This is a genomic window from Zobellia galactanivorans (genome assembly GCF_000973105.1).
GTDB classification, from domain to species: Bacteria; Bacteroidota; Bacteroidia; order Flavobacteriales; family Flavobacteriaceae; genus Zobellia; species Zobellia galactanivorans.
Window position 1 is genome coordinate 3,556,962 of record NC_015844.1, and the last position, 14,358, is coordinate 3,571,319.

General features: G+C 32.9%; 17 protein-coding genes and 1 pseudogene. 7 read left to right on the forward strand and 11 right to left on the reverse strand.

Going from position 1 to position 14,358, the window contains the following annotated elements; genetic code table 11:
• From ZOBGAL_RS14490 to ZOBGAL_RS23975, 5 genes are all read left to right on the forward strand, one after another.
• Entirely contained in the window at nucleotides 1–1,485 is a 1,485-nt protein-coding gene (locus tag ZOBGAL_RS14490; RefSeq protein WP_158499732.1) for a SusD/RagB family nutrient-binding outer membrane lipoprotein, read from the forward strand.
• Between the two features lie 61 nt (nucleotides 1,486–1,546).
• Nucleotides 1,547–2,869 (forward strand): glycosyl hydrolase family 18 protein, encoded by a 1,323-nt coding sequence (locus ZOBGAL_RS14495; RefSeq protein WP_013994399.1) that lies wholly within the window; start codon nucleotides 1,547–1,549, stop codon nucleotides 2,867–2,869.
• A 144-nt stretch (nucleotides 2,870–3,013) separates the two neighbouring features.
• The gene (locus tag ZOBGAL_RS23110; RefSeq protein ID WP_231854814.1) at nucleotides 3,014–3,472 is read left to right on the forward strand and encodes a LytR/AlgR family response regulator transcription factor; all 459 of its coding nucleotides are present in this window, start codon (nucleotides 3,014–3,016) and stop codon (nucleotides 3,470–3,472) included.
• Nucleotides 3,462–3,647 carry a LytTR family transcriptional regulator DNA-binding domain-containing protein gene (locus ZOBGAL_RS24050; protein WP_394331327.1) on the forward strand — a complete coding sequence of 62 codons (186 nt, stop codon included), beginning with the start codon at nucleotides 3,462–3,464 and terminating at the stop codon, nucleotides 3,645–3,647. Before ZOBGAL_RS23110 ends, ZOBGAL_RS24050 begins: the two co-directional genes overlap by 11 nt.
• Nucleotides 3,648–4,473: 826 nt before the next feature.
• Nucleotides 4,474–5,886 carry a J domain-containing protein gene (locus tag ZOBGAL_RS23975; protein ID WP_013994401.1) on the forward strand — a complete coding sequence of 471 codons (1,413 nt, stop codon included), beginning with the start codon at nucleotides 4,474–4,476 and terminating at the stop codon, nucleotides 5,884–5,886.
• A gap of 351 nt (nucleotides 5,887–6,237) precedes the next feature.
• Here the strand turns inward: ZOBGAL_RS23975 and ZOBGAL_RS23355 are convergent.
• From ZOBGAL_RS23355 to ZOBGAL_RS14520, 3 genes and pseudogenes are all read right to left on the reverse strand, one after another.
• Nucleotides 6,238–6,605, reverse strand: a pseudogene (locus ZOBGAL_RS23355) (integrase core domain-containing protein); the annotation flags it as partial.
• Nucleotides 6,606–6,685: 80 nt separating this feature from the next.
• Nucleotides 6,686–7,525, reverse strand: a complete 840-nt coding sequence (locus ZOBGAL_RS14515) for an SDR family oxidoreductase (protein WP_013994404.1) — start codon at nucleotides 7,523–7,525, stop codon at nucleotides 6,686–6,688.
• A 523-nt stretch (nucleotides 7,526–8,048) separates the two neighbouring features.
• Entirely contained in the window at nucleotides 8,049–8,462 is a 414-nt protein-coding gene (locus tag ZOBGAL_RS14520; protein ID WP_013994406.1) for a hypothetical protein, read from the reverse strand.
• Between the two features lie 311 nt (nucleotides 8,463–8,773).
• On the opposite strand from ZOBGAL_RS14520, the gene ZOBGAL_RS14525 reads away from it, so the two are divergent.
• Nucleotides 8,774–10,273 (forward strand): hypothetical protein, encoded by a 1,500-nt coding sequence (locus ZOBGAL_RS14525; RefSeq protein WP_013994407.1) that lies wholly within the window; start codon nucleotides 8,774–8,776, stop codon nucleotides 10,271–10,273.
• A gap of 282 nt (nucleotides 10,274–10,555) precedes the next feature.
• Entirely contained in the window at nucleotides 10,556–10,696 is a 141-nt protein-coding gene (locus ZOBGAL_RS23585) for a hypothetical protein (protein WP_013994408.1), read from the forward strand.
• 80 nt (nucleotides 10,697–10,776) lie between these two features.
• Here the strand turns inward: ZOBGAL_RS23585 and ZOBGAL_RS23130 are convergent, their stop codons facing one another.
• The 8 genes from ZOBGAL_RS23130 to ZOBGAL_RS23595 all read right to left on the reverse strand — a co-directional run bounded on the left by ZOBGAL_RS23130 (nucleotide 10,777) and on the right by ZOBGAL_RS23595 (nucleotide 14,186).
• Nucleotides 10,777–11,118, reverse strand: a complete 342-nt coding sequence (locus tag ZOBGAL_RS23130) for an integrase core domain-containing protein (protein ID WP_158499733.1) — start codon at nucleotides 11,116–11,118, stop codon at nucleotides 10,777–10,779.
• Nucleotides 11,064–11,483 carry a DDE-type integrase/transposase/recombinase gene (locus ZOBGAL_RS23590; RefSeq protein WP_158499734.1) on the reverse strand — a complete coding sequence of 140 codons (420 nt, stop codon included), beginning with the start codon at nucleotides 11,481–11,483 and terminating at the stop codon, nucleotides 11,064–11,066. Before ZOBGAL_RS23590 ends, ZOBGAL_RS23130 begins: the two co-directional genes overlap by 55 nt.
• An 86-nt stretch (nucleotides 11,484–11,569) precedes the next feature.
• Nucleotides 11,570–11,695: a transposase gene (locus ZOBGAL_RS23935; protein WP_013994410.1), complete on the reverse strand. Its 126-nt coding sequence runs from the start codon at nucleotides 11,693–11,695 to the stop codon at nucleotides 11,570–11,572.
• 101 nt (nucleotides 11,696–11,796) lie between these two features.
• Complete coding sequence (locus ZOBGAL_RS14540) at nucleotides 11,797–12,426, reverse strand: hypothetical protein (RefSeq protein ID WP_013994411.1); 630 nt, start codon at nucleotides 12,424–12,426, stop codon at nucleotides 11,797–11,799.
• Nucleotides 12,427–12,597: 171 nt separating this feature from the next.
• Nucleotides 12,598–12,741, reverse strand: coding sequence for a Dph6-related ATP pyrophosphatase (locus ZOBGAL_RS23940; RefSeq protein WP_262507916.1), 144 nt, complete (start codon nucleotides 12,739–12,741; stop codon nucleotides 12,598–12,600).
• A gap of 25 nt (nucleotides 12,742–12,766) precedes the next feature.
• A complete protein-coding gene (locus tag ZOBGAL_RS23945; RefSeq protein WP_148560714.1) occupies nucleotides 12,767–13,099 on the reverse strand; it encodes a Dph6-related ATP pyrophosphatase in 333 nt (110 codons plus the stop codon).
• Nucleotides 13,100–13,295: 196 nt separating this feature from the next.
• The gene (locus ZOBGAL_RS14550; RefSeq protein ID WP_052725571.1) at nucleotides 13,296–13,769 is read right to left on the reverse strand and encodes a PH domain-containing protein; all 474 of its coding nucleotides are present in this window, start codon (nucleotides 13,767–13,769) and stop codon (nucleotides 13,296–13,298) included.
• A 279-nt stretch (nucleotides 13,770–14,048) separates the two neighbouring features.
• Complete coding sequence (locus ZOBGAL_RS23595) at nucleotides 14,049–14,186, reverse strand: hypothetical protein (RefSeq protein WP_158499736.1); 138 nt, start codon at nucleotides 14,184–14,186, stop codon at nucleotides 14,049–14,051.
• Nucleotides 14,187–14,358: the final 172 nt, after the last annotated feature.

Here is a 14,358-nt window from a genome sequence, read left to right on the forward strand (position 1 = left end):
ATGGAAATTATAAAATATTTGTGCTTTATAGTACTTATTTTAAATACAATGGGGTGTGAAGATGATGATCTTTTTAGAGAAACAAATACAAATCGTGAAGCATTTTCTTCTATAGACCCAAATTTATTATTGACCACAGTACAGGCTTCCCTTTCAGGAGGAAGATTAGAACAATGGAGAGCTAATTTGATCTATGGTGAAGGATTTGTACAACATCTTAGTGGTTCTTTTGCTGTTTCAAACTACGGTGCTTTTTTTAAACATAATGCAGAATATGAAACTGCTCTTTGGCAATCTAATTATGGCAATGGTATTATTAGAAATTTGATCGACATCCAGGAACGAACAAAAAATAACGTTGCTTCAAAAAATATAAATGCAATCTCCAAAATTCTAAAAGTAATGGTTTTTCAAAGATTATCCGATAGCTATGGGGATATACCATATTCTGAAGCAGGCATGGGCTTTTATAAAGGTATTCACTTTCCGAAATATGATAATCAAAAAGAAATTTATGATAATTTCTTTGTGTTGTTGGACGAAGCTTATAATCAATTGGATGACAGGCCTAGTGCCGATAAAATTACAGGAGATAACTTTTATAATGGTGACATTTCTAAATGGAAAAAATTAGCTAACTCATTAAGATTACGATGTGCAATGAGAATTTCTGCAGTTGATGAGGCTAAAGCTATAGCTGAAATACAATCTGCAATTAACAATGGGCTTTTCGAAAGCAACGATGATAACTGTTTTACTCATCATGATGAAACAGGATTTAATACTATTGGAGCAGAAAAAAATGGAAATGGTTTATCACAAGCATTAAAAGGTAATGGAGTTGTTTTGGATCATCCTACTGAAATTTTGCTTAGAAACTTAGTAGGAGACCCAAGAATGGATATATGGTTTTTATCTGGTAATTCTGGGAATATTGAAGGGGTTTCTTCAAATAATTTCCGCTGGGATCACCCTGGTGGGTCAACAAATTTAGGCGTTATTCAGCCATATCTATACAAGGATGATGCACCATATTTACATATTTCATATTCAGAGATTCAACTTTTGTTGGCCGAGGCAGTTCAGAGAGGTTTTATTTCAGGAGATGCACAAAATTATTATCAAAACGGAATAGAAGCAGGGATTCTACAATGGTCTGCATTTGGGGCAGATATCGATCAAACAGATGTAAAAGAATTTACTGAAACTAAAATACTTACCCCGGGTAATGAAATTGAAGAAATCGTCACACAACAATGGTTAACTCTCTTTTTGAATGGAATGGAAGCTTATGCAAACCATCGTAGAACAGACTTACCAATTTTGGACGCAGTGACCCGAACTGATACAGATACCAATGGAGTAATGCCAAAAAGGTTTCCATATCCGGGAGAAGAATCTACTGTAAACGAAGTTAATTATGAAGCTGCAAGATTAAAATATCCAAATGGTTGGTTATCTCCTATTTGGTGGGATGTTAATTAAGCTTTATAAATAATAAAGTTCCATGAAATGCCAAATTCCTAATAAAAATATACACGGCAAAATGAAAACGATTTATATAAAAAAACTATTTTTTTTGATAATATTACTATGTTCGGTAATCTTGATTATCTCCTGTAGTGATGATACTAATTATTCTTCACCAAATCTCGTTTTAGTAACATCAAATATAGAAACAGAATTAAATTTGCGTGTTGATGAGGAGGTAATACTTAATCTTAATTTTGAAAATGCGGTAGGTCAGTTATCTTATATTTGGAGTATTGATGGTACTATTGTTTCCAAAGAAGATAACTATGCTTTTCAACCTACAGAATCCGGACAGTTCTCTATCGATGTTTATGTAGAAGATGCAGAAGGAAAATATACAAACGAGATATTCAAATTAAAAGTAGTAGGCCTTCCACATGTTTTTGACAGCAATAAGGTGGTTGTTGGGTATTGTCCAAGTTACAAAACAGATACTATAGAATGGGATAAAATTACACATTTAATATATACTTATGTGTATCCAAAAGAGGATGGTACCCTAGACACAAGCGATATGCATGCATTGGCTTCATATGTTACACAAGCAAAAGCCAACAATGTGAAGATACTTGTTTCAATTGGAGGATTTGGTTTTTATCCAGGAAGAGATACTAGAATATTTACAAATGTTATTGGGGATGATGCCAAACGTTCAAAACTGGTACAGAATATAAATACGTTTATACGGGATAATCAACTAGATGGTATTGACATTAATTATCAAGAATTAATAGGAGGAGGAGAAACGGTTGATAATACGGAGACAAATAAACTACTACCTTTTTTCCGTGAACTAAGAGAGGCGCTCCCAAGCGAAAGTCTAATAACTTCATATGTTACTGGTAGTTATGAATGGGCTGCTTATCATTTTAGGGATATTACTGCAGAAATGGCTAGCGTATTAGATTTTATTTCAGTGATGTCTTTCGACAATTTAGGTTCTTGGCCTGAGTCTGCTTTAGGACCACATTCGTCTATTACAGATGCACAAAACGCATTGAATCGGTACATAGAATTTGGAGCCCCTAAAAGTAAATTGGTATTGGGCCTTCCCTTATATGGACGAGATTTTTTAACAGCCTCTGGAGGAGTAGCACAAGTAATTACATATGCAGATATTGTATCGCTATACTCCCCTACAGAAAGTGAGTTTATAGAAGGAAATGTAAATAGGGACGGACATAATATTTTCTTTGATTCGCAAGAGATCATTTCTCAAAAAGTTAATTATGTAAAAGATAATGAATTTAGAGGAATTACTCTTTGGAAGTTAGGTCAAGATACAAGTGATCCTAATTTATCTCTATTAAAAGATATACTTAATCAGTTTAATTAGGATGGAAAATGTGAGATAGTGCTTAGAATTATTAAATAAAAGCAACTACATATTAGAGATCAAAATTATGAATAATACGATTAGTGTATTACAAAAAATTATCATTGTATAATTACTGACGACGAACCCTTTGCCAAAAAAAATATAGAATCACATTTAGCTTCATTTAATAACATAGAACTTATAGGTTTATACAGTAATCCAATAGAGGTATTAGAAACAATAGAACAAAGCAATATCGATGCTATATTCTTAGATATTAATATACCAGAAATCAGTGGGTTGGATTTTATTAAAAAGTATAGACATGATTACAAAATTATTAGTACCGCAGCATATAGAGAGTATGCTGTAGAAAGTTTTGAACTAAATGTCCATGACTATTTAGTAAAATCCATACCCTTCAATCGATTTTTAAGAACTATGGATAAGCTAAATCAAACTATAAGCCTTAATCAATTAAGAGGTTATGAATATTCAGCCAATAAAGGGCCATTTATTTTTTTAAAAGTCGACAAAAGATTGGTAAAAGTTCTGTTGAAAGATATTTTATTCATCAAAAAGCCTCAAAGACTATATCAAAATTATTACTATACAGGATAGTCATGTTGTACACAAATCATTAGCACAAATCACAAAAGAACTACCCTGTTCAAATTTTATACGTGTGCATAGATCATATACTATTGCCCTTGACAAAATAAAATCGGTAGAAGGAAATCTGATTGAACCATTGCTATATTCTTTCACAGGATATAGCTCTAGTAGGCATGTATAAATATTAAGTAATACAATTTATATTTTCATCATTTTAACATAGGGCACAACATATGCCTATTTGTTTTATAAATGAAGTACTATACTTCGATATATTAATCTTAAAACATATACATATGAAACCTAAAACAAAAATGTCATTGACTATTCTATTGAAAAATATAAAAAAAACATTAAAAGAGCTTCCCAAAGCCTGTAGTTACGCGATACATCGATAGAAAATAACATAATTAATATTCTGAATTAAAAAGGTATAAGAGCATTAGAAAGTACTAGAACACAATGTCAGTTCATAAACAAATAAGCTTTTTTAACGGTAGTTATTCTTTTTACAAAACTAGGATCTATTATTAAAATAATATAGTATAAACCTAACTTGTTGTGTGTTTTGATATTTTTTAATCTAAAATTCGTAAATAGTAGTGTTTTTACGCTATAGAAATACTATCGCTTGGAAGTATAGTTCTCCTTTTAATAATTTGCACCTCTTATACAAATGCTGAGACAAACTTGAACAGGGAAAGAATCAATGTGCAAAATAATTACTTGGTCTCAAAAGAATTAGTTATCCTTACTGATACAAAATAAAAGTTCGAACAACATAGATGAGAGGGCTTATCCTGATACTACATGGGATAAGTTCTTTTTATTTTTACGTTTTTCAGTATTAAAACCAGTGGCTACTAATGGATTTATACCGAAGCTTATTTTATTTATGATGGCTTTTCAAATCATATATATTAAAATAAAAAAACAAAATATATAGGGGAGAACAATGCTTAAATTGTTTTTAAATAAACAATAAGTAATAAAAATAAAAAAACGATATGGGAACCGAGATTGATGGATCAAAGGATTATTATAGCATATTAGGGCTAAATAAGAATAATTTAGGCACAGTCTATGAGACAGCAAAAGAGAAAATAGAAAAAGATAATGACGCACAAATAGCAAATGAGAAAGAACGTGGTGAAAGACAAACAACTGTTAAACTTACTCCACGAGAAATAGAAATAAAAGCAGAAGCCTACGTGTATTCAAGCGCATATAAGAAGATTGCGCTTAAACAACACCCTGATAAGGGGGGGGATGCAGAAAAATTTAAACAGACAAACGCGGCCTATGATATTTTGAAAGACCCAGAGAAAAGACGAGAATATGACAAAAAGAGAAAGGATTTTCTTAAAAATCTTAAAAAAAAATCTGGCCCAGAAACAAAAGGAAGAGCCCGGAGAGAGGGCACCGAAGATGCATCACAAGGGAAACAAAAACAACGGGAAAATCCGTTTGAACCAAATTCGTCTCAACACAGATATGGAAGACCACAACCAGGTAGTTATCCAAGAGGATCACAACAGCAAGATTCAGATGAAGAAAATAGATATTTAAAAAAAGTCATAGATGATTGGGAGCGTGCTTTTCAAAGTCTGAAAGAATCTAACAACAGTGCAAATCAAGAAAATATAGATTTAAGAAAAGGCATAGATGGTTGGAAGGATGCTTATCAAAGATTAAAACATGATTTGCGAAGTCTGGGAGAATCTTACAACAGTGCAGAAAAAGAAAATAGTGTATTAAGCAATGAAATCAATAGGTTAAGAGAAAAACTGTCTGATTATAAGCAAAGATTAAAGCGTAGCAATGACGATAGCCAAAAGTTGAGAAAAGATTACGGCGGCTTAAAAGAAGAAAATAGAAGATTAAAAGAAAGGCTGCGAAAATATGAGCAAGAAGGAGATAAAAAAAATAGAGTAAATGATCTTATTATAAAAATAGAAGGAAAAATTAAAGAATTAAGGGATTTTGATTTTGAACTACCTTCTAAAATAGGAGAATCTATAGGGTATTCAGAAGACGGTAAAAAACTTAATCTTCAAATACATTATGATGTAGGAGTTCAATTCTTCAATGAAAAGAAAGTAAAAAAGTATGAATTTTTGGATAGTATAGGTAAAAGGATTAGTGATAATAAACATGGATTAAAAGATATTGATGACAGACATAGTGATTTACTAAAATGTGAAAGAGATATCCAGAATTTTTATGGAAATTTAGTAAGTGAATATAATACTCTTAAAACATTATATAAAGACGAAGGTCCTAGAGAAGAAAGAAATATGAATAATTTCTCAAATCCTCAAGTGGTTAAAAATGATAACAGTCGGAGTTCAAGTCCAAACGGATCAACATCAAGAGGAGTACAAGAACGAAACCGACAACCATGGAGTAAAAAAATGTAAATTAAAAAACTAATTTTTATCCGATATATAAAGTAGTAGTAGTATCCAATATACCGTGTAAACAGAAATCAGGCGGGTTTTGCAAAAATCCAAATCCCAAGTCAATATGATGGTGATGGCACTACAGTTAAAAACCCGACACAAAAACTATCATTAAAATGAAAATTCTTGATCTTAGAGGTTGATGATTTTAATTATCCCCATGCTATATATAGCATGGGGGGGGGACTATCTTATAAAGTGTGTAAATAAAAAATAGCTGGGGCATGCCCCAGCTATTTTTTTGTTTGATTTTAAATATTTACACCTTATGGAAAAAGAAGAATTATTCGACGATGGAGGGTCTGTAAATTAAACTCTGTCCGATCTATCAGTCCCTCTGGGGCTAGCCCCAGAGGGACTAAGTTCCGCGTATTTTACGGGCGGTATTTTACCCAAGGCATGTGGGGCCTATGATGGTTATAATCGTTCATCCAGATCTGTGTCCGTTCCCTTACTTGGTCTAGGTTTTCAAAGATATATTTGTTCGGCACCTCACGTCAATAGCTTCCGTTGAACCTTTCCACAAAAGCATTTTGGGTCGGCTCGCCCGGTTGGATATATTTGAACTCTATCCCGTACATCTGGCTCCAATCATTGGTTATGTGGGCAATGAACTCAGGGCCGTTGTCCATTCTTATCTTCTTCGGCTTCCCCTTCCTATTGATGGGATGGTTGAGTGTTCATTCCCCAATTAGTAGGACAGGTTTTCTACAAATCTAGGTTAATTTATGCTGCTTTTTTTAATATGTCCATTGGCCTATCCAAGGGCTGTTGAAACTGTTACATCTTTCCACGCTTCGAGATCGGTTTTTACCTGCTCCATTTTTTTACAGGCCATATCATAAGCATCTTGACCAAGAAATAAGTGTAGCGGAGGATCCATTACTTCACTTATTTTTATCATAGCGTTAGCTGCCTTTATAGGATCTCCGGCTTGATTGTCATCAATTTCACGCAGATGTGCTTCTTGAATTTGACGGGCTTCGGTATACTCAACAATTGGGTTAGCGGGTACGGCTAAAGATCCTTTCTTTAGAAAATTAGTCTTGAAATATCCAGGATGTACAACTGTCGCCTTAATTCCAAATGATTTAATATCAGCAGCCAAAGCCTCTGTAAAAGCCGTTACTGCAAATTTGGTAGCGCTATAGATACCCCAAACAGGAAAGTTTGCAGTATAACCTGCAATAGAAGATATGTTAATAATATGTCCGGATTTTTGTTTCCGTAGGTAAGGCATTGCTTTTCTAATGACATGTGCCAGACCAAAAACATTTACATCAAAACTAGCCCTTATCTCGGCATCAGAAATTTCTTCTAGTGTTCCCATCTGGCCATATCCTGCATTATTAACAATAACATCAATTTGCCCGAAATGAGCGACTACGGCCTCAATAGCTTCTTGCACACTTTGCTCGTTTACTAGATCCATTTCAATCGGCAGAAACGTTTTAGTAACGTTACTTACCTCTTTTTCTAATGATTTTATATCGCGTGAGGTTGCTGCTACATAATATCCACTAGCTAGTAATTGCTTTACAAGTGCTAATCCTAAACCTTTAGATGCTCCGGTTACAAACCATACATTCCTATTCATAATTATTTTTTTATTGTTAATTGCTGACTTATATAGTTTTTTATAGTTATCTAATTTTTAATACAACAATGATTAAAGTTTTAAATACTTTCAATACTATCTGTGAATTAAATAATGGGTTTATGAAAGAATCAACAAGTTGTTTGTAATCCAAAATTAGGATGTTGTTGAAAAATATGATATCCTGATAAAGAATGATTTTTGAATAGTGGTTAATAAGGGTAATATATTGAGGTTTGTTTTCACTTTTGTACGTTACAACCTTTGGTTTAGTTGGTTCTAATAATCCTAAATGAGGGCTAATGAGTTTATCTTCTATACTCTTGGAGTAAGGATGAACTAATTTTATTACAGTAATTTAAAATGATAAACAGTATAAAAAGGATAGGTTTTCTTCTTTTTATCTCTGTGGGAAATTTGAAATTAAACAAAAAATATCGAGAGTTTGAAACCCTCGGCTTTTTTACTTAGACAAGTTATGGTATGCTATAGTGTTTTTGATTATTAGTTTCAAAATCTTATCTCATCTTGTTCTTTTTTTTGGTAATTTTTCCCTGTGATTTGGTTTCATTTCAACATTTTTTGTTTTTGCATTTGCGAGTGATTCCTGTGGTTCGGAAAAAGCACATAAGTTGATTTTTTTACGATTTTGAGTTATATTATCTGGAGTAGTTGAGTCTTGTGTCGGTTTGTCTTTTTTGAAAGTATTATTTAATCTGCTCCATAAACTTTTATTTCTCTCTGGTACCTTTTCAATTGATAAATCTTTGGATAAAGAAAATAATTCACTTGGAGGATCTTTCTCTAAGTTTATTATTTTTTTTATTAACCGATCTTTTTGCTCTCCATCTTTTACATTTTTGATGTCTTCAATTTTAGATGCAGCAACTCCATACTCAGTCATTAATGTTTTCTGTATACCCTCTGCTTTTTTCACCAAAGTTTTGCCATAAATACCTACATCGGATTGTTTTTGTTTTCTAAGGCTCCTTTTGATGTGATCAGGATAATTTTTAGCGTTTCATTACTAGTAATTGACTAATAGACAGACATGGTTCCTGCAAGCGCAATCAACTTTTTTTCTAATGAGGTATAAATTAGATTTTTATCTCGTGTCTTTCACTTTGTGGTTTTAGAGGAATCTTCTTGTAGAGATGCCCATAATTTCTTTGAGTTTATAGATAGGGTAACACTGATTAAAATTGTTTTTATAATAAAAATCTATTTTAACTATTACACATTAGATATATGAAAGCAGATCATTATATAGTAAACGTTTTTGAGAAACCAACATATCATATCACTCCTACAATTAAAGCAGACCAAGTGGTGAATAACATTTTTTCATCAATAAATGATATGATTGGTAGAGGGCAAAAAATTCTTGAATATACCCCTGAACATAGTGATAATAATTCGATCACAAAGGTATTAGGGGAATTTAAATTAGGAAGGGATAATTTGGGAGCAGAACTACCAATGTTAATTGATCGCGCTATAGAGCATATTAATATAGTTAGGAACTATAATAGCAATTCAGATAAAAAAAATGAATCACAGATAGAAGAGATTATTACTGATTTAAAGGGACTAAAGGAACAGCATAAAGAATTTGAAAATATAGAGAATAGGTTTAACGAAGCTATAAGTAAGGAAGTAAAAAATATAGCATTCGCTCCAGAAAAAATAAAAGACTGGAAGTTGATAATCGATAAAAGATTAGGTGAAATACAACAATCTGTATTTACACAAATTGCTGGCAATACTAATCAACCTAATATACAAAATACAAATATTTTAAAAGATCTTCAAAAAATTAGCTATCAGTTGTTTGGCAAAGATAAAGGCAGTATTATAAATGGTGATTTTGCTATTGCTCTTGAAAATATTTATCAGTTTGATATCAATTTACGAAAATTATACCATTCTCATCCTAATAACAGTAATACATCTAATCAACTATCTGAAGTTTATGGGGTTTTAAGTGATATAAAAAGTTCAGTGGATAAATTTAAATTAGATTTAACAGAATCTAAAAAATTTTTAGCGGATAGAGTTCTAAAGGGCTTGGATGATATATTATTTGAGGGGACTTTGGTGTCGGAATCAATATTAGATCTTCATATGGATATGAAATTGGATAAACATCCTGATTTTTGTGTTCAACCAGGTCTGCTTATCCAACAATTTCAAAAAGCAGGAAAGAGTTACAATTGTCATCCTATAACGGTAGATATGAAAAATTCACTATCCAATGTAAAAGAAGGGTCAGTAATTAATATAATTGGAGGACATGGTAATAAAGGTTCAGATTTTTTGGCTAATATCGGATATGATCATTCTCGATTTTGTACTAATCCAAATCCATTGGAAAAACTGTACCCCAAAGATATTGTCAAAAGACTAGATTATCTTGGATTGCCTAAAGATAGAGCATATATTTTCAAATTACAATCTTGTTATACTGCTTCTCCATCTTCAGATGGGACAAAACCAAGTTATGGTCAGGGGTTTAAAAATCAACTGTTGCTGCAAGGTTATAAACAGGGAAACGAAGTACATGGTTATACTGAAAGTATAACAAGTTATATCAAAATGAATTCGGAAAGAGGTACAGAAGAAACTCATAAAGGCGCATTGAGAGATTTTAAAGAATTTATTGGACGAGCATCACAGTTTCGTGAAAAAATAGAGGCAAGTCCAAAAGTTGGGGATGAGATTAAAACATATAAAGGACAAAGAAGGTAGGTATATCTTTTCTACTATGAATATAGTTTTCTGGATCTAAAGAAAATTGGAAAGAAAAGGACCTCTTAATAACATGGCAAGAATATATGGATCGCTAGTTACTTAATTTTATGGTACTACCCAATTGTCATGTAATTAGTAACCGTTCAGATGTAAGCATATGGTAATGTACATTACCATATGCTTACAATTCATCAACCTTCTTATTGATCTAAACCTGGGAAATATTTTGGATTGGTTTTTACCACGATATAGAATCAAAATAAATTAAAATTTAATAAAATGAACAAGGACGATTTTGCAGGATCTGTTCCTCAAAGAGACAAAACAAAGCACGAAGAAGGAGATTTACACTACGGGTATTCCGATATTAGATATGCAGGAATGGATAAAATGATGCAGGGTAACTACTCTGGGCAATGATGCAGGGTAACTACTCTGGGCAATATAGTATTGTTCATTCCCCAATTAGTAGGACAGGTTTTCTACAAATCTAGGTTAATTTATGCTGCTTTTTTAAACATGTCCATTGGTCTATCATAATCTATTGATTCATGTCTTCTTTCCTTGTTGTAATATTCAAAGTATTCCGCCAATAGCAGGAACAGATCGAGTCCATCACTTGGTGGGTTCAGGTATATCTTCTCGTACTTCACGCTTCTCCATAAGCGCTCTATAAATGCATTGTCCGTTGCCCTTCCCTTACCGTCCATGGAAAGTTTGATCTCTTTGCCCAATACGGTACTCGAGAATTCATCGGAGGTGAACTGGCTCCCTTGGTCCGTGTTTATTATTTCAGGTTTTCCATGTGCCCAACGGCCTCTTCCAAGGTCTTGGCGCACCATTCGGCCTCCATGGAGTTGGAAACGCTCCAATGGACGACGAAACGACTGTGCAGGTCTATTATCGCCATCAGGTACATATACCCTTTTCTCATGGGAATATAGGTAATGTCGGTCGCCCATACTTGGTTGGCCCTGGTTATCTCCAGGTTCCTCAACAGATAAGGGTAGGTTTTGTGTTCCTTGTTCCTCTTGGAGGTATGTCTGCCGGTCAATACGGCCCTTAGGCCCATCACACGGTAATAAAGCCGTTCGATACGGTTCTTGCTTACCTTGTACCCTTTGTCACGGGTAAGCCAAACGTGCATGCGGAAGGCGTCCTTTAGAAAATCGTTCTCGACCTTTAACTCCCCGATGGTCTTGAGCAATTGATCGTTCTTTTTCTTGCCTCACTACGTTTATCGGTCTTCCCTTTTTCGAAAACCTGTTCGGCTCCCGAAAGAAAATCCCGCTTCTAACTACTTATCTGGGTCGGGTGTATTTTATACTTTTGGGCAATCTCGGCAAGACTGTGCCGCTCTTTCAAGGCTTCCAATACTACCTTGGTCTTGAATTTTGATGTGAATTTTCTTCGTGTCATATTCAGTAAATTTAATGATTAAACTTACTGTCCTAAAATTTGGGGTATCTACACTATCTGCACACTTTAGGTTTTAAAGACAAAAATATATGCCATGCTAGTTATCGTCGATTTCTTGATGGTGTTCCTTGTCCTATACTTTGTAAAGGTTTCCTACCATAGCCACTTAGACTAACCATTGTACGTTCATCATATTTTGTATTAATACCAGGTAAGGTCATTACTGTTAGATCGTTACCTAACCCTTGTATTTTAACGTTATTATAATTTGCTTTTCTAAATTCTTGCACCAATAATTTCGCATAACTTTTTTCATCTTGTATATTTTCTGGAGCCGACCCCTCCATCCCATCTACAGCAGATTTAGAAGTAAACATGAATATAGTTACATCATGGTCTTTGCGTAAGCCTTTTTCAATATGAAAATCAACAAATTGTTTAGCTTCGATGGCTTCGATGTCAGGATGTTGATCCATAATATCTATCCCATTATCAATATAATTCAGCCCTCTATCTCCATAACCTATAGTACGGATATGAATTTTAGATTCTGAAGATATATTATTTAAAATATCTCGATTGCTAGAAGGATCAAGGAGTTGATATGGGACATCTTCTCTCATTAAGGTACTAGCTAATTCTGAGGCTGTAATTCTTTCGCCATCAGGTTCGTATAAAACTTCCCACGGTAGTGCTACGATATTTTCAATATTTGGATTTTCTTTGTCCATTTTTAAATTATTTTAAGTTATTAAAATTTTTAATTCTTTGTTTTTTTCAAGATATTCTTCTGTGTCTCATCCCCAAATAGTGTCATATTAAATGTTATTTATAGAGTCAAAAAAATCAACTTATATAAAAAAACTCATAAGGACTACAGTTTGTCTAGAGGGAGCTCAAGCTTAAATCAGTTCTAATCTTACAAAATTATAATTAGAAGATACTTCTTTATCTACTACTGCTACCTCTAATTTTTTATTAAAAAGAGGAGCATTTGTTACCAAGGTGTGATATTCTCTATTTTCGCCACAGACATCTACACCCATATCTTGCAAGTCTTCAATTAGCTTTTTATCTACCGTTCTTCCTAAAAAAATCGTGCCCTAAAGTAGCATTACAAGAAACAACAATTGCTTCAATTCCATAATCAACGATATCCAATACTAACTGTTTTTTTGGTTGCTTCCATATAGGTAAAATGGGTTTTAGGTTTACGGCATCAGAGACTTTTTCTTCCCACGCTCTGTGCAATTCAATATCGATATCCCCAAATACAGATGCGTTTACATCATAATCTTTTGTCAATGATTTTAGGTTTTGGATATACAATCGTTCATAATCATTCCAGGTATTTTCAAAAAAATGAATAGGTAATCTTAAAGCATTGGCCTGGGCTTCTATTATTTCTTAAGGAACCCCATGTGATCGAGAACGATTTCCATATTCGTTTAACACATTAAGTAAAACAACAGGGGGTGACCCTTGGTCTGCTGCTATATGAAGTGCATAACAGCTGCCCTTCCCGCCGCTCCAGGAACATAAAATGATATATCTTTCATATCTAAAAACTATTTAAACTCGTTATATATTTTTAAGGCTATTATTTAAAATCTACTTCTTTTACACCTTTGATGTCTCTTCTTTGATCTACTGCGCCTCTTAATTGTTCTTTAAGTAGGTGCCCTTGCGCTAGTCCTTTGATTTGAAGAACAGGATTAGATCTATCGGTAGTGTCTAATACAATATTGGATAATCCAACCAATCTTAAGAAAAAAGGTTGCTCATGCCTAAGGTCTTTAACCCTATAGAGTTCTATCTCATCCGTTGTTTTAGAAAAAATACCCTTGTGTTCTAATATACGTTGATCTGTTATCTCAAATTTATGCAGATGAGTATCAAAATATTTCCAAATAGCTAATAATAAACCCAATCCAAAAACAAGAGTAAGCGGGATGCATAGTAAGTAAAACCCAAAATTGATCCATTGAGAAGGAGACCCTTTCCAAATATTTTCTTCATTCATAATATTATTTTTTAAAGTGACTATATTTAATAAGATTTGTTTGTCTCTCATCTAATTTTTTTTGCGATGAAATAACAAATTGACGATTACAATACTTGTGATTTATATATCAGAAAGGAAAAACTTTGTTTTTCGGTTTCATTAAAAACTTATACTCTAAGTTTGATACAAGAAGGTTAAACTAAAAACTGTTAAATTGAGTGTTTTTTGTAATGGAATGAAGAAAAATTGTATCGACCCTTCGTTAGATCTAAAAAAAAACAATGCTCAGATTAAAAATTTCTATTTTCTTAACTATAAATGCCACAAGCATTTTTATTTACTTATGATTTAAATAATAAGTTTGATAGATTTTTCTAACTGCTGTATAACTTTCTCTCTAACTTCTTGCGAAGCCATAAGATTGTTAACTAATTGTCTTGCTTCGTTTTGTTTATTGGCTATTGATAAATTCTGATTTGTGATCATGATGAATATGTTTAATAATTAGTATTATAGTTTTTTTGAAGAAGAGATGTCTTCATTTTAAAAACAAATAATATGTAAAGGACCCTATGTTTTTAGCATTATTTTTTTTAAAAATTTAATGAACTCTCTATGAATGTGTATAAATGCCTGGGGCTTTCTTTAATAAACTATG